Source organism: Gordonia sp. (in: high G+C Gram-positive bacteria) (genome assembly GCF_047602025.1).
GTDB lineage: Bacteria > Actinomycetota > Actinomycetes > Mycobacteriales > Mycobacteriaceae > Gordonia.
Genome location: NZ_JASGII010000001.1, coordinates 2,148,190 through 2,162,264, shown reverse-complemented (window position 1 = coordinate 2,162,264; position 14,075 = coordinate 2,148,190). Strand labels below are relative to the sequence as shown.

Annotated in this window: 14 protein-coding genes; 6 read left to right on the top strand and 8 right to left on the bottom strand. The window is 68.4% G+C overall.

Translation table 11 applies throughout. The annotated features are described in order from the left end of the window. Positions 1-21: 21 nt before the first annotated feature. Positions 22-1,446, bottom strand: a complete 1,425-nt coding sequence (locus tag QM728_RS10830; RefSeq protein WP_415032019.1) for a zinc-dependent metalloprotease — start codon at positions 1,444-1,446, stop codon at positions 22-24. Between the two features lie 34 nt (positions 1,447-1,480). On the opposite strand from QM728_RS10830, the gene QM728_RS10825 reads away from it, so the two are divergent. After that, entirely contained in the window at positions 1,481-2,587 is a 1,107-nt protein-coding gene (locus QM728_RS10825; RefSeq protein ID WP_415032018.1) for a PDZ domain-containing protein, read from the top strand. Here the strand turns inward: QM728_RS10825 and QM728_RS10820 are convergent, their stop codons facing one another. Together QM728_RS10820 and QM728_RS10815 are read right to left on the bottom strand one after the other, a co-directional pair. Further along, entirely contained in the window at positions 2,588-3,499 is a 912-nt protein-coding gene (locus QM728_RS10820; protein ID WP_415032017.1) for an SGNH/GDSL hydrolase family protein, read from the bottom strand. A 95-nt stretch (positions 3,500-3,594) separates the two neighbouring features. Further along, positions 3,595-4,185: a PPA1309 family protein gene (locus QM728_RS10815; protein WP_415032016.1), complete on the bottom strand. Its 591-nt coding sequence runs from the start codon at positions 4,183-4,185 to the stop codon at positions 3,595-3,597. Positions 4,186-4,300: 115 nt separating this feature from the next. On the opposite strand from QM728_RS10815, the gene QM728_RS10810 reads away from it, so the two are divergent. Then, positions 4,301-7,276, top strand: coding sequence for a UPF0182 family protein (locus tag QM728_RS10810; RefSeq protein ID WP_415032886.1), 2,976 nt, complete (start codon positions 4,301-4,303; stop codon positions 7,274-7,276). Here the strand turns inward: QM728_RS10810 and QM728_RS10805 are convergent, their stop codons facing one another. Next, positions 7,277-7,564 (bottom strand): hypothetical protein, encoded by a 288-nt coding sequence (locus QM728_RS10805; protein ID WP_415032015.1) that lies wholly within the window; start codon positions 7,562-7,564, stop codon positions 7,277-7,279. 179 nt (positions 7,565-7,743) lie between these two features. On the opposite strand from QM728_RS10805, the gene QM728_RS10800 reads away from it, so the two are divergent. Continuing rightward, positions 7,744-9,000, top strand: a complete 1,257-nt coding sequence (locus QM728_RS10800; protein ID WP_415032014.1) for an MCE family protein — start codon at positions 7,744-7,746, stop codon at positions 8,998-9,000. A gap of 13 nt (positions 9,001-9,013) precedes the next feature. Here QM728_RS10800 and QM728_RS10795 read toward each other — a convergent pair whose 3' ends face one another. Together QM728_RS10795 and QM728_RS10790 are read right to left on the bottom strand one after the other, a co-directional pair. Further along, on the bottom strand, positions 9,014-10,513 hold the full coding sequence (locus QM728_RS10795; protein ID WP_415032013.1) for a PH domain-containing protein: 1,500 nt from the start codon (positions 10,511-10,513) through the stop codon (positions 9,014-9,016). Continuing rightward, a complete protein-coding gene (locus QM728_RS10790; RefSeq protein WP_415032012.1) occupies positions 10,500-10,997 on the bottom strand; it encodes a PH domain-containing protein in 498 nt (165 codons plus the stop codon). The genes QM728_RS10795 and QM728_RS10790 overlap by 14 nt, the downstream gene beginning before the upstream one ends. Before the next feature lie 87 nt (positions 10,998-11,084). On the opposite strand from QM728_RS10790, the gene ppk2 reads away from it, so the two are divergent. The 3 genes from ppk2 to QM728_RS10775 are packed head-to-tail and all read left to right on the top strand — an operon-like array spanning position 11,085 to position 13,328. Continuing rightward, positions 11,085-12,059 (top strand): polyphosphate kinase 2, encoded by a 975-nt coding sequence (ppk2, locus tag QM728_RS10785; protein ID WP_415032011.1) that lies wholly within the window; start codon positions 11,085-11,087, stop codon positions 12,057-12,059. Between the two features lie 9 nt (positions 12,060-12,068). Then, the gene (locus QM728_RS10780; RefSeq protein ID WP_415032010.1) at positions 12,069-12,860 is read left to right on the top strand and encodes a crotonase/enoyl-CoA hydratase family protein; all 792 of its coding nucleotides are present in this window, start codon (positions 12,069-12,071) and stop codon (positions 12,858-12,860) included. A 27-nt stretch (positions 12,861-12,887) separates the two neighbouring features. Beyond that, positions 12,888-13,328, top strand: coding sequence for a nitroreductase/quinone reductase family protein (locus QM728_RS10775; protein ID WP_415032009.1), 441 nt, complete (start codon positions 12,888-12,890; stop codon positions 13,326-13,328). A gap of 98 nt (positions 13,329-13,426) precedes the next feature. Here the strand turns inward: QM728_RS10775 and QM728_RS10770 are convergent, their stop codons facing one another. Both QM728_RS10770 and QM728_RS10765 read right to left on the bottom strand, forming a co-directional pair. After that, positions 13,427-13,675 (bottom strand): helix-turn-helix domain-containing protein, encoded by a 249-nt coding sequence (locus tag QM728_RS10770; RefSeq protein WP_415032008.1) that lies wholly within the window; start codon positions 13,673-13,675, stop codon positions 13,427-13,429. A 32-nt stretch (positions 13,676-13,707) separates the two neighbouring features. After that, positions 13,708-14,043, bottom strand: a complete 336-nt coding sequence (locus QM728_RS10765) for a YidH family protein (RefSeq protein WP_415032007.1) — start codon at positions 14,041-14,043, stop codon at positions 13,708-13,710. Positions 14,044-14,075 lie beyond the last annotated feature (32 nt).

Genomic DNA, 14,075 nt, shown 5'->3' with positions numbered 1-14,075 from the left:
CCCGTTACCTGCGGGGACTGCTCAATCGCCAGATTTGTCGTCGTCGCCCTTGGGTTCGTCGGTCAGGGTGTCGGTCAACCCGGCGAAGGGATCCTCGTCGTCGCCCGCGACGATCCGGTCGATGAAGGCGGCCGGTGCGTCGAGGTCCGAGCTGTCGGGCAAGAGGTCGGGGTGGTCCCAGACCTTGTCCCGGGTGGTGACGTCGGTGGCCTCGAGCAGCCGGTCCCACAGCGCGGTCGCCTCGCGGACGCGACGCGGCCTCAGCTCGAGCCCCACCAGCGTGGCGAAGGTCTGCTCGGCCGGGCCGCCCGTCGCGCGGCGCCGCCGGATGGTCTCGGTGAGTGCACCGGTCGACGGGATGCGCTCGGCCAGGGCCCGCGTGACCACGTGCTCGACCCAGCCCTCGATCAACGCCAGCAGCGTCTCGAGGCGGTCCAGCGCGGCCTGCTGCTCCGGGGTCGTGGTCGGCTCGAAGGAGGCGGCCGAGCCGAGGATCTCGTTCAGCTTCTCCGGGTTGGCCATCAACTCCTCGGGGTTGATGTCGTCGCCGAATCCCTCGGCGAAACCGCTGACGTCGACGGTGATGCCGGCCGCGTACTGCTCGACGGCCGACAGCAGCCGCTGGCGCAGCCAGCCGACGTGGGTGAACAGGCGCACGTGCGCGGCCTCGCGGGCGGCGAGGTAGACGATGATGTCCTGCGCCGGGAGGTCGAGGCCGTCGGCGAAGGCGGCGATCGCCTCGGGCATCAGGACGGCGGTACCGGCGGGTGCCAGCGGCAGGCCGATGTCGGTGCCGGTCAACACCTCGGTGGCCAGCTTCCCGAGTCCCTGGCCGAGTTGGGTGCCGAATACCGAGCCGGAGAGCTGGCTCATCATGCCCATCATCGGGCCGGCGAAGGCCTCGGCCCCCTCGGGCATGTTCTGCGACCACGTCTGCGACAGCTGGCGGGCCAGCGGATCGCACAGCGTCGACCACGTCGGCAGCGACTCCTCCAGCCACTGCACCGGTGTCCACGCGGTCGTCGTCGTCACGCCGCCGGGCAGGGCGCTGACCTCGTCGAGCCACAGTTCGGCGAGGTGGACCGCGTCGGCCACCGCCGACGTCTCCTTCTCAAGGATCGGGGTGAAGTCGCCGATCTCGCGCCGCGCGATCTGCTTGGCGACGTCGTAGTTCACCGGGCTGCCGCCGGACGCGGTCGTGCCGCTGCCCATCGCGCTGAACATCGTGCCGAGCTGGGAGAACAGCTGCCCGATCATCTCGGGGTTCAGCTGACTGGGGTCGATGCCGAGTTGCGACGGATCGAACGTCGACGGATCGAAGGTGGACGGGTCGAAGTTCGACGGGTCGAAGCCAAACGGTCCGCCGGCTCCGGACTGGTCGCCGTCGTTCTTGTCGTCGTCGCGGTCCGGATCTTTGCCGGAGAACCCGAACGGGAGATCACTCATGGTTCCACCGTACCGACCGATTACGCTGACGCACGTGAATGTTTCCGCCGACTACCGCCGCATCATCACGTTGGCGGTCACCGCCGCGCTGATCGGCCTGTTCGTTTTCTTGGGCATGACCGTGCAGGTGCCCTACGTCGCGCTGGGCCCGGGCCCGACGGTGAACACCCTCGGCAACGTCGAGATCTCCGACGGCAAGGCGCCGGACGGCAAGAAGCTGGAGCGCACGGTCCCGGTGGTCGACATCCAGGGCGTGCCCACCGATCCGACGAACGGCCACCTGAATCTGACGACCGTGTCGGTCACCGACGACATCCGCCTGTTCGACGCGCTGTCCCTGTGGGCATCGCGCGAATACTCGCTGACGCCCCGCGAATCGCAGTACCCGCCGGGCCGCAGCCGCGAACAGGTCAAAGAGCGCAACACCGCGCAGATGACCGGCTCCGAGTTGACCGCACAGGCCGCGGCCCTGCGCCAGGTGCACCGGCCGACGAAGCTGGCGATCACCTCGGTCGGCAAGGGCGGTCCGTCCGACGGCCTACTCCGGAAGGACGACGAGGTGCGCGCGGTCGCCGGGACCCCGGTCAGCACCGTCGAGGAGATGCAGCAGGCGGTTCGCGAACATAAACCCGGCGAGAAGATCGACGTCGACGTCGTGCGCGACGGCCAGCCGCAGCGCGTCACGATCACCCTCGGCAAGGTCGAGGGCACCGACAAGGCCGGTCAACCCAAGACGGTGAGCTTCCTCGACGTCGCGCCGGCCGTCGTCAACGCCGACCCGGCGATGAAGATCACCATGAACGTCGGCGACATCGGCGGACCGTCGGCGGGCCTGATGCTGTCCCTGGCGATCGTCGACCGGTTGACCCCGGGCAGCCTGACCGGCGGCAAGTTCATCGCCGGCACCGGCACCATCACCGACGACGGCAAGGTCGGCCCGATCGGCGGGATCACGCACAAGATGGCGGCGGCCCGCGACGCCGGGGCGGAGACGTTCCTGGTGCCCGCGGACAACTGCGGCGAGGCCATGTCCGACGTCCCCAAGGGGTTGCGCGTGGTGAAGGTCGACACCCTGCCGGGCGCCATCGACTCGTTGAACGCGGTCAACGCGGGTAAGCCCGCGCCCACCTGCAGCCGCTAGTCAGCGGCGGATGGAGCCGGCGATCCGGTTGGCGACGACGGCCCGGCCGGTGGTGTTCAGGTGGAAGGCCATGTTGCCGGCCGGAGCGGTGCGCCCGTAGAACCACGGGCGGCCCGAGCACGCGTCGTGACCGGGATCGGTGACCTCGATCAACCGTCCGCCGACGCCTGCCACCGCGGTGCGCAGCCGGTTGTTGGCCTCCTTGAAGAGGTTGTTGAACCACACGGCGTCGGCCGTGCTCAGCTGCACCTGGCGGCAGCCGTGCTTGCCGATGAAGCCGCCGAGCCCGACCGCGAAGATCTGCGCCTGCGGGGCGCGACCGCGGATGGCGCGGAACGAGGTCGTCGACTGCACGGACAGGCGGTTCAGGCCGCGGCGGGCCTGGCCGATGATCCGCGGGTTCTTGCTGCAGTTCTTGCGGGACCGGATGTTGCACTTCTTGAGGATCTCGGCCCAGTCGAGGTCGTTGCCGCCGGTGCTGACGGTGATCACCTGCGCGTTGCGCGGCACCTGGGGGAGCTGGGCGGGAATGGGGAACGCCAGCGAGCCGGTCATCGAGCCGGTGGCCGAACCCAGCGGGTCGTTGGTCTGGCGCAGCCCCATCACCTGCGGGTGGTTGCGCAGGTTGGCGCTCTTGGCGCCGATGCAGGAGATGTCGAGGTAGGTGCGCGGCTTGATGCGGTCGCGGACCATCGACGGGTAGTTGTCGCCGGACCGGCGGCAGGGGTTGAGCTGGTAGTCGGCGGTCAGGGTCGCCGAGCCGCCCGCGGCGCGCGAGTCGCCCATCGCGACGTAGGTGCCGTGGGTGTACGGGGCGCCCGCCAACGGCGTCGGCGGGGCGGCGAGAGCGGTCGCCTCACCGGTCGCGACCAGGGTGAGGAGCACTCCGGGCACGGCGAATCGGGCAAGCATCTGGCGAGATTCCATTCGTATAGGTCTAGCAGACCGTCGTTATCGATACGTAATCAAAACTGTGGATAACCCCGATCGTGACGACCCTCACCGGGCTAGTAGTCCTCGGCGTCCAGGGTGGCCTCGAGGGCGTCCAACAGGCCCGGCGCGAGGTCGGGGTGCGAGAGCAATTCGATCCGGCCGTCCTCGTCCTCGTCGTCGCGCAACTGCAGCAGGGCCAGCCGTCGGCCATCGCGCAGCACGCCGGCGATCAACCGCGCCTCCTTCTGGTCCGGGTGGGCCTGCGCCGCCTCGCGGGCGGCCGCTTCGGCGGCGTCGGGGTCGGCCAGCAGCGGCTCGAAGGCGTCGTCGAGATCGCCCTCGGCCTGCGGCGGCAGCACGATGATCTCCTGCACCAACGCGCAGCCCGCGACGGCCTCGGGCCACCTGGTGGTCCCCAGCACGTGCTCGAGCTCGTCGTCGACGGTCGTCGGGTCGTCAGACAGCGGGAGTTGCTCCTGGGCGATCGGGGAGAGTTCGGAATCGTCGAACTCGTCGACGAGATCGGGGTCGGTCTGCGCGAGCACGCCGGTGGGGACGAGGGCGAAGAGCATCGGCGCCTGGCCCCAGCCGGAGGTGTCGACGAACTCGGTCACGTCGCGCAGTGCGGCGCCCAGCGCGTCGGGGGACAGGTCGGCATCGGTCACCGCTCCATCATCGCCCACCCGGAAACTGTGCGGGCGCGCCGGTCGCCGATAGAGTGGACGGAAATCGGACACGCGCGGACCAGACGGAAAAGAGCGACACGTGACTAGCCCCACCATGCCGGCGTTGACGCGCCGTGGCCGGATCATGATCGGCGTCGGCGTCGGCATCCTGTTGCTGCTGCTCATCGGGCCGCGCCTGGTCGGCATCACCACCGACTGGTTGTGGTTCACCGACCTGGGGTACCGCTCGACCTACACGACGATCCTGTGGACCCGCATCTGCGTCTTCCTCGTCGTGCTGCTCATCGTCGCCGCGATCATTGCCGCGGCGATCTTCACCGCCTACCGCAGCCGCCCCATCGTGGTCAGCTCGTCGGGGCCGAATGATCCGCTGGCCAACTACCGCGCCGCGGTCACCAGGCGCCCCCGCCTGTTCGCGCTGCTCCCGGCGGTGGCCTTCGGCGCGGTCGCCGGCCTGATCGCCCAGGCGTCGTGGTCGACGGTGCAGATGTTCCTCAAGAGCGAGCGGTTCGGCGTCAAGGACCCGCAGTTCGGCAAGGACATCGGCTTCTACGCGTTCGACCTCGGCTTCTACCGGATGGCGCTGTCGATCCTGACGATGACCGTCATCATCGCCTTCCTCGCCAGCCTGATGACCCACTACGTCTTCGGCGGCATCCGCCTCGGCGGCAACGGCACCCCCGGCGCGCTGACGTCGGCGGCGCGCATCCAGCTCGCGGTGATCGCCGGCGCCTTCCTGTTGCTCAAGGCGATCGGGTACTGGCTCGACCGTTACACGCTGCTGTCCAGCGGTCGTCGCGCCGAGATCTTCTACGGCGCCGGATACACAGACATCAACGCCGTGCTCCCGTCCAAGCTGATCCTGATGGCGATCGCGATCATCTGCGCCGTGGCGTTCTTCGCCGGCGCGGTGCTGCGCGACCTGCGGATCCCCGCGCTCGCCACCGCCCTCATGTTGTTGTCCTCGTTGCTGATCGGCGTCGGCTGGCCGGCCGTCATGGAGCAGTTCTCGGTCAAGCCGAACGCGCAGCAGAAGGAAGCCGAGTTCATCTCGCGGAACATCGCCGCCACGCGGCACGCGTACGGGATCGACAAGGACAACGTGCGGTACGAGCCGAACTGGACCTCGGTGCCGCCGGTGCCGGAGAGGGTCAACACCGATACGCACACGCTGTCCAACATTCGGTTGTTGGACCCCAACGTGGTGTCGCCGGCCTTCGCGCAGAGCAACAGTCTGCGCAACTTCTATGCGTTCTCCAAGCAGTTGGCGGTCGACCGGTACAACGTCGACGGGCAGATTCGCGATTTCATTGTCTCGGTCCGCGAGCTGGACCCGTCGCTGCTGGACAAGAACCAGCAGGACTGGATCAACAAGCACACCGTGTTCACCCATGGCAACGGCTTCATCGCCGCCCAGGCGAACAAGGTCGATTCCGCGGCGTCCACCACCGACGCGGACAGTGGCGGCCTGCCCGTCATCCAAGTCAGTGACCTCGACACCATCAACACCCCCAAGTACCAGCAGAGTGCGCCGATCAAGGTCAAGCAGCCGCGCATCTACTTCGGCGAGCTGATCGCCAAGCGCCCGGACTACGCCATCGTCGGCACCGAGGACGCTGCCAAGGAGTACGACGGCGAGGGTCGCAAGAAATACACGTACAGCGGCTCTGGCGTCTCGCTGGGCAACTGGTTCAACCGCCTGCTGTATTCGGTGAAGTACGCCGAGCGCAACATCCTGCTCTCGTCGGTGATCAACAAGAACTCCAAGATCGTCTACAACCGGGACCCGCGGGACCGGGTCAAGAGCGTCGCCCCGTGGCTCACGGTCGATTCCAAGACCTATCCGGCGGTGATGGCCGACGGGTCGATCAAGTGGATCGTCGACGGCTACACGACTCTCGACCGCTACCCGTACGCCCAGCCGACATCGCTGCAGAGTGCGACGACGGACGTTCGCACACTGACCGCCGGCCAGACCGCGCGCGTACAGCTCGACCGCGACGTTTCGTACGTCCGCAACTCGGTCAAGGCGACCGTCGATGCCTACTCGGGCAAGGTTGAGCTTTTCGCAGCGGATGACAAAGACCCTGTTCTCAAGACGTGGATGCGAGTCTTTCCCGGCACGGTGAAATCGCACGCCGAATTCGACAAGCGCGCCGATCTCCGGGACCACGTTCGCTACCCCGAAGACCTGTTCAAGATCCAGCGCGACCTGCTGGAACGATTCCACGTCGACGACCCCAAAGAATTCTTCAGCGGCAGCGACTACTGGTCGATTCCGCCGGACCCGACTACGCAGCAGACCGGCCAGCAGTCCGTCACCCCGACGCCGGTGCCTGCGAACCTGCGGACGCGTCAGCAGCTGCAAGCGCAACAGCGCTCGGACGCACTCCAGGCGCCGTACTACTTCACTGCGGCGGCGCCAGACGACCAGAACAAATCGCAGTTCCAGCTGACGACTGTCTTCACGGTGCTGAAGAAGCCGTATCTTGCGGCGTATATGACTGCGTCGTCAAACCCCGCCAGCTACGGCAAGTTGACGGTCAAGGTGCTGCCGTCGAATAAGCAGTACATCGGCCCGTTGCAGGCGCAGGACCGGATGATGAAGGCCACCACCGAAGTGCGCAAGATGCTCGAGGGCACGGTGGTCGAGATCTACGGGAACCTGCTGACGCTACCGGTCGGCAAGGACGGCGTGCTGTACGTCGAGCCGCTCTACACGCAGTCGAAGAACGCCGGGTCGGCCGTGCCGAAACTGTTCGGCGTGATGGTGTCCTACAACGACAAGGTCGTGTTCGACCCCACCCTCGCCGGCGCGCTGAAGCTCGTCGGGATCAACCCCGCCGAGGTGACGACGCCCGACGGGGCACTGCCAGGGATGCCGCCGTCGGCGGCCGATCAGGCTGCCGATACGTCGCCCAATGCGGCGCGGGACGAGGCGGTCAACGCCCTCAACGAGGCGTTGAACGCGGTGAGCGCGGCTCAGCGGTCGGGCAACTTCAAGGCCTACGGCGAGGCGCTCGAGCAGTTGAAGGCGGCCGTGGCCAAGTACCAGGCGCTGCCCAAGTAGTCAGGACCGGTACTCGTCGAGATACCGCCGCGTTTCCATCTCGGTGTTCTCCGGCTGGATCGGGCCGTGTTTGGCGCCGACGGCGACCATGCGGAACGCGGTGGCCGAGGCGAGGAAGAACAGCAGGGCGGCGACGCCCACGGTCAGCGACATCTCGTGGCCCGCGGCGAGGGCGACGAGCCAGACTCCGGCACACCCGATGCCGGCGAGCATGGCGCAGAAGCCGAGCACACTCATCGGGTGGTTGCCGTGGGATTCGTGGTGGTGCACCACATGGGTGGTTGCCATCATGACCTCCTTTGCTAGACCAATCGGCACTGCCAATGGTACGCCTGACTGTGACCCGTGACACACTGTTGGGCGCATGTGGGTTCGCTCCCGCCGCGCTGTGCGGACTGGTTCGCCGGGTCCGTCGCGCCGTAGAGTGCGGCGTACCAGCGCGTGCGACGAGATGAGAGGTCGACGAGATGCCGCCGCTCAGTCGGGCCGAGAAGGCGAAGCTTTTCGCCACCCTCATCGTCGGTGTCATCGCCCTGATCCTCGGCGCCCTCAACGTCGTGCACGTCCCCCGGATGTTCGGCGCCGGCGTCTACGAGGTCACCGCGGCGATGCGCGATTCCGGCGGCATTTTCGAACACGCCGAGGTCACCTACCAGGGTGTGCCCGCCGGACGCGTCAAGCGGCTGCAACTCACCAAGTCCGGCGTCGACGTCGTGCTGCAGTTGGACAAGGCCCGCGGGCCCATCCCGGCCTCATCGTCGGCGGTCGTGGCGAACCGCTCGGCGATCGGCGAGCAGTACATCGACTTGCGCCCCACCTCCGCATCCGCCCCCTACCTCGAGAACGGCTCGCGGATCGACACCGACCGGACCGCCACTCCGCCCGTGCTCGAGGACGTGGTGAACAGTGCGCTCGACTTCGCCGAGTCGGTGCCGGTCGATGATTTGCACACGATCGTCGAGGAGCTGGGCAAGGCCTTCAACGGTCAGGGTGAGAACCTGACGCGGCTGGTGAATTCGTTGAACACGCTCTCGCAGGCCGGTTATGACTCGATCGGGGACACGATTGCGTTGCTGCAGTCTTCGAGCAAGTTGCTCTCGACGCAGCGGGAGCAGTCGGATGCGATTTTGCAGTGGTCGAAGAATTTGCAGGTGGTGACGGCGACGTTGGCGTCGGCGGATCCGGATGTGCGGCGGTTGTTGACCACGGGTCAGACGTCGGCGGCGGCGATTTCGACGTTGCTGCAGAAGCAGGGCGGGGATATCACCGCGGTGCTCAAGGACCTCGGTTCGGTGACCCGGACCGCGATCGAGCCCACCGGATGGTCGGCGAATGTCCTCTTCGCGCTGATCTCCCAGCTCTCCGCGAGTTCGCACGCGCCCGCCCCCGGCGACGGGCAGATCCACTTCGGCGTGGTGTTGGAGACGAACAACCCGGCGGCGTGTACGCAGGGTTATGAGTCGACGCAGACGATGATCGATGCGATCAAGCGGAAGAATCCGACGTTCGACATCAACTACGACGATTTCCCGTTGAACCTGAACGCGCGGTGCACGGTGCCGCAGGGCTCCCCGACGAGCGTCCGTGGCGCTGCGCGCGCACCGTTGGCCAATCCGAATATTCCGCAGCCGTGGGACAACAAGCCCAAGAAGGACCCCGACCGGATGGACCTGAGCCCGCTGGCCCACCAACTCGCCTGGCTGATGGGCGTGCACGGACGCTGAGCGCGGTCGACGACTAGGTCGTCGACACCAGGAACGGGCGCACCAGCTCGGGGGTCGCCCCGACCATGACTGACTCGACCGCGTCGTCGGTGAGATCGACCAGTCCGTAGGCCTCGGCGCCGGCCGCGGTGGCGAGGACCAGCGTCGCGACCCCTTGCCGACGCTGGAACGGTGACGACCGCACCTGCCAGCCGACGATGCCGTCGCGATTCACCAGGAACCGGTGCCGCGCGATCGAGGGTCGGGCGATGATCACCAGCCGGTCGGTGACGCGGCTGCCGAGGTGGCGGTAGCGAACCGGGGCGACGGCGATTCCGGCGACGACCACCAGCGCGGCCAGCACGATCGCGGTGGGCCCGTGCAGCCACCCGAGCCCGCCGGCGACGACGGGGATCGCGGCGAACGGAATGGTCGAGAGCCCCGCGCGCGTCCAGCGTCGTCGACGAGCGGCCGGGCCGTGTGGCACGAGCGGAACCGACAACTCCTCGGCGCTGCTCGCGACCGCCCCCGCGACCGCGACGGCCTCGTCGCGCGGTGCCGGGGGCAGGAGCAGGGGGTGCTTGGACGCGCCGGTGGCGAGGGCGAACAGACGGGCGCCGCCGAGTGCGCGCATCAGGACCGGCTCGTGCAGGTGCACGCCGCGCACCCGCTTCTCGTCGAGGCTGGTCGAGTTCGTCGTGATGAGGCCGCGCGAGGTCCGCAGGGTGCCGTCCGAATGTCGGGCCAGCAGGAAGTTCCAGTAGTTCAGGACGTAGCCGCCCACGGACGCGAGGGCACCGCCGCCAATGACGATCAGGGCGCCGATGGCGACCAGCAGGCCCACCGGAGCGTCGGCGATGCGGTGCAGCACCGTCGTTCCGGTGCTGCGCAGGGCGTCGAGGACGTCGCCCTGGAACAGGAATTGGGACAGGAAACCGAGAACCGCCGCGACGGAGATGAATCCGCCGATCGAGAACGGGGAGAACCGCAGCCAGTCGGTGCGGAACCGGGCGAGGACCTGGGGCGGCGCGTCGACGGCGGTTGCCGTCGGGTCGGCGACGTCGGCGGGGAGCGCGGCCGCACCCGTCGGCATCAGGTAGTCGTGGACCGCCTGCGCGTACGGCGCGGCGATGCAGTCGAGCTCGACGCTGCCGCCGTCGCTGCCGGTGCCGATCACGACCTTCTTCAGCCCGAGCATCCGGTGCAGCGCGCCGGCGGTGAGGTCGACGCTGCGGATGCGGTCGCGGCGCGCAGTGGCCACCTTGCGGTTGAGCACCCCCGTGCGCAGCCGCACGTGCTCGTCGGTGATCTGGTACTCGGTGGTCAGCCAGGGGATGACCGATACCGCGCCGACGGCGATGATCGAGACGCCCAGCGCGAACAACGGGGCAGCGCTGCCGGCGAAGACGACGGCGAGCAGGACGGGGATCAGCGACGGCAGCTGCTGGATCGGCCGGATCGCCATCATCGGCGCCGACTGGTGGTGCCAGTCGTCGGGGCCGTCGGTGTGCGGGGCGCTGCTAGGTCGCGTCACCGGGGTGCGCCTGGGTCGCGGTGGTCAGGTCGGCGGCGATCTGCTTGGCGCCCTCGGCGTCGAGACCGACGATCTTGATCATCCCGGCCGACGACGCCGTCGTGACCGTCAGCGTCGCGAGCCGCAGCAACTGCTCGAGCGGCCCCGCCTCGGTGTCGACGACCTGGATGCGCGCGACGGGAATGATCACCGACTCCCGGGTGAACCACCCGGCCTGCGTGTAGATCGCGTCGGGCGTCACCTCCCAGCGGTGGAAGCGGTAGCGCCACGCCGGTACGACGACGGCGAAGAACAGGGTCGTCAGCAGCGCGGCGACGGTCACGAGGGCGGCCGGCCAGCGCGCCTCGGGAGCGGCCAGCGCCACCAGGAGGGCGATGAGCGTGACCGGGATTCCGATGGCCAGCGGCGGGATCCGCCAGAGCGTCTTGGCCCGTGCTTCGACCCGGTGGGCGGGCTCGCGCAGGGCTTGGGTTGGTTGAGTCATCCCGGCCAGTATGGCAGTGAATCGGTGCGTCGCGGCGGCGCCCAGGCTGAGCGAGCCGAGTCGCGACGAGCGCCCTAGACTGAGCCCATGGCGACTGATCCCAAGAGCGGACATTCCGAAACTTTCGACGAGGACTACGAGATGGCCGCCCCGGGGCAGGTCGACGTCACCCCCGAGATCGACGAACTCGCGGAGTTGCAGCGCGCCGCGGGGAAGGTGCCGTCCGACGACGGTCCGGACGCGCCGTGGCGGCAGGGCTACCCGTACGACAAGAAGTTGTCGCGCCGCGCCTACGAGCGCGACAAGCGCAAGCTGCAGATCGAGCTCCTCAAGCTGCAGGCCTGGGTGAAGGAGTCGGGCGAGAAGATCATCATCCTGTTCGAGGGTCGCGACGCGGCCGGCAAGGGCGGCTCGATCAAGCGCTTCACCGAGCACCTCAACCCCCGTGGCGCACGCGTCGTCGCGCTGGAGAAGCCGAACGAGCGCGAGCTCACCCAGTGGTACTTCCAGCGCTACGTCCAGCACCTGCCCGCCGCCGGTGAGATCGTGCTGTTCGACCGCTCCTGGTACAACCGCGCCGGCGTCGAACGGGTGATGGGCTACTGCACCCCGCAGCAATACTTGGAGTTCACGCGCTCGGCCCCCGAGTTCGAGCAGATGCTGGTTAACTCCGGCATCCACATCGTCAAGTTCTGGTTCTCCGTCGGCCGCGCCGAGCAGCACGCCCGGTTCGTCGCGCGGTCCACCGACAAGGTCAAGCAGTGGAAGCTGTCGCCGACCGACCTCGCCTCGCTCGACAAGTGGGACGCCTACACCGAGGCGAAGGAGGCGATGTTCTTCTACACCGACACCCCGCACGCCCCGTGGACCGTCGTGAAGTCGAACGACAAGAAGCGCGCCCGCCTGGAGGCGATGCGCTGGGTGCTCTCGCGCTTCGACTACCCGAACAAGGACCACCGGGTCGTCGGGACGCCCGACCCGAAGATCATCGGCTCGCCCAAGACCGTGTACGACGAGGGTGAGGCGCCGTCGGGCACGTTCCCGATCGTCGACCCGGGCTAGGGTGCACGCATGACTGAACAGACCGAAGAGGTCGTGCGCGCCGAGCGCCGCGGCCACACGACCGTCCTCACCATCGACCGTCCGAAGGCGCGCAACGCCGTCAACCGCGACGTCACGGTCCAGCTCGGCAACGCCTTGGCCGACTTCGCCGCCGACAGCGATCAGTGGGTGTGCGTGATCACCGGCACCGGCGAGGCTTTCTGCGCCGGTGCTGACCTCAAGGCCATCGCCACCGGGCAGGGCATCGATGATCCCGAGCACCCCGAGCGCGGCTTCGCCGGCGTAGTGCAGCACGTCATCGACAAGCCGATCATCGCGGCGGTCAACGGCTTCGCGCTGGGTGGCGGCACCGAGATCGTCCTCGCCTGCGACCTCGCCGTCGTCGCGGAGAGTGCGACGTTGGGCCTGCCCGAGGTCAAGCGCGGCCTGATCGCCGGTGCTGGCGGCCTCCTGCGCCTGCACAAGCAGGTGCCGCCGAAGATCGCGTCGGAGCTGGTGCTCACCGGCCGTCCGATGACGTCGGCCGAGGCGCTGCAGTGGGGAATCGCCAATCGTGTCGTCGCCGACGACCAGGTCGTCGATGCCGCCGTCGAGTTGGCCGAGGCCATCGCCAAGAACGCGCCGCTGGCCGTTCAGGCGAGCAAGCGCCTGATGCGCGAGAGTGCGGCCGAGTCCGACTGGGCCGAGCCGATCTGGCAGCGCAACGCCGAGGAGTTCATCGGCTTGGCGGGTACCGAGGACTTCCTCGAGGGGCCGATGGCGTTCGCGCAGAAGCGCGATCCGGTCTGGAAGGGCCGCTGATCGGCCGCCGGGCGTAGGCTCGCGCGTATGCGCAAACCCGATTTCGTCTCCGAGGCGAGTGGCTGGGTCTTGGAGACCGGTCACCGCACCCTGCTCGCGGTGACCGGCGGTCGGTACCCCAAGTCCGTGATGGGCATGCTGCCCGTCGAGTTGCACACGGTGGGCCGAAAGTCGGGCAAGGCATACGGGACCATGCTCAGCAGCCCGGTGCAGGAGGACGGCACGATCGTCGTCGTCGCGTCGAAGGGCGGGCACAGCGACCACCCCGATTGGTACAAGAACGCGCTGGCGACGCCCGACGTCGAGGTCACGGCGAACGGGGAGACCAAGCCGTACCGCGCGCGGACGGCGACGGCCGACGAGCGTGCCCGGCTGTGGCCGAAGGTCGTGAAGGCCTACCGCGGGTACGCCGGCTATCAGCGCAACACCGACCGCGAGATCCCGCTGCTACTCCTCGAGCCGCGCTAGGTCTGGCCGGCGCCGAGGTCGGTCCCGCTGCCCGGTTTCGGTCACGCGCCCTCGATCGAGGACGCGGGACCGAAAGGAGGGTGCGGGAACGTGGCTCCCTAGCTTCTCAGCGAGTCCTCGGCGGTGGCGAGCAGTGCCGACGGAGTCGTCTCCAGCGCGGCCGCGAGACTCCACAGCCGCTCGACCGTGATGGTGGTCTGGGCTTGTTCGAGGCGCTGCAACTGCGAGCGGGACAGATCAGCGGTGCGGTCGATGACCTCGCGCTGCGGCAGGCCCAACTCGTTGCGCCGGGCCAGCAGGGCGTTCGCCAGGGCCTGGCGCCGGGCCGCGGTGTCGGGAGGGGACATTCGACCAACGTACGCCCCGGGTCGTCGTGGCGTCAGCGCCAGATCGCGAATCCGACGGCGACGCACAGCAACGTTCCGACGAGCACGTACACCGGCCACGGTCCGGGCATCGCGCCGCCGCGGTTCAGTGCGCGATCGACTTCGCGCCACCGCACGACGCCCACCACGGCGGTGAACGCGCCGAGCGCGATAACGGTTGTGCCGAGGATCAGTCGAGCGGTCGGGCTGAAGGACCCGAATAGGTGGAGGATCGCGACGCCGGCGGCGATCAGTCCGATCGACGTGCGTACCCAGGCGAGCACGGTGCGCTCCGCGGCAAGGGTGAAGCGAGCGTCTACCGCTCCGGGTGGGGGAGTGTCGTCGGCCATCGCCTCGGACTATACGAGGTGTGAGCCGAACG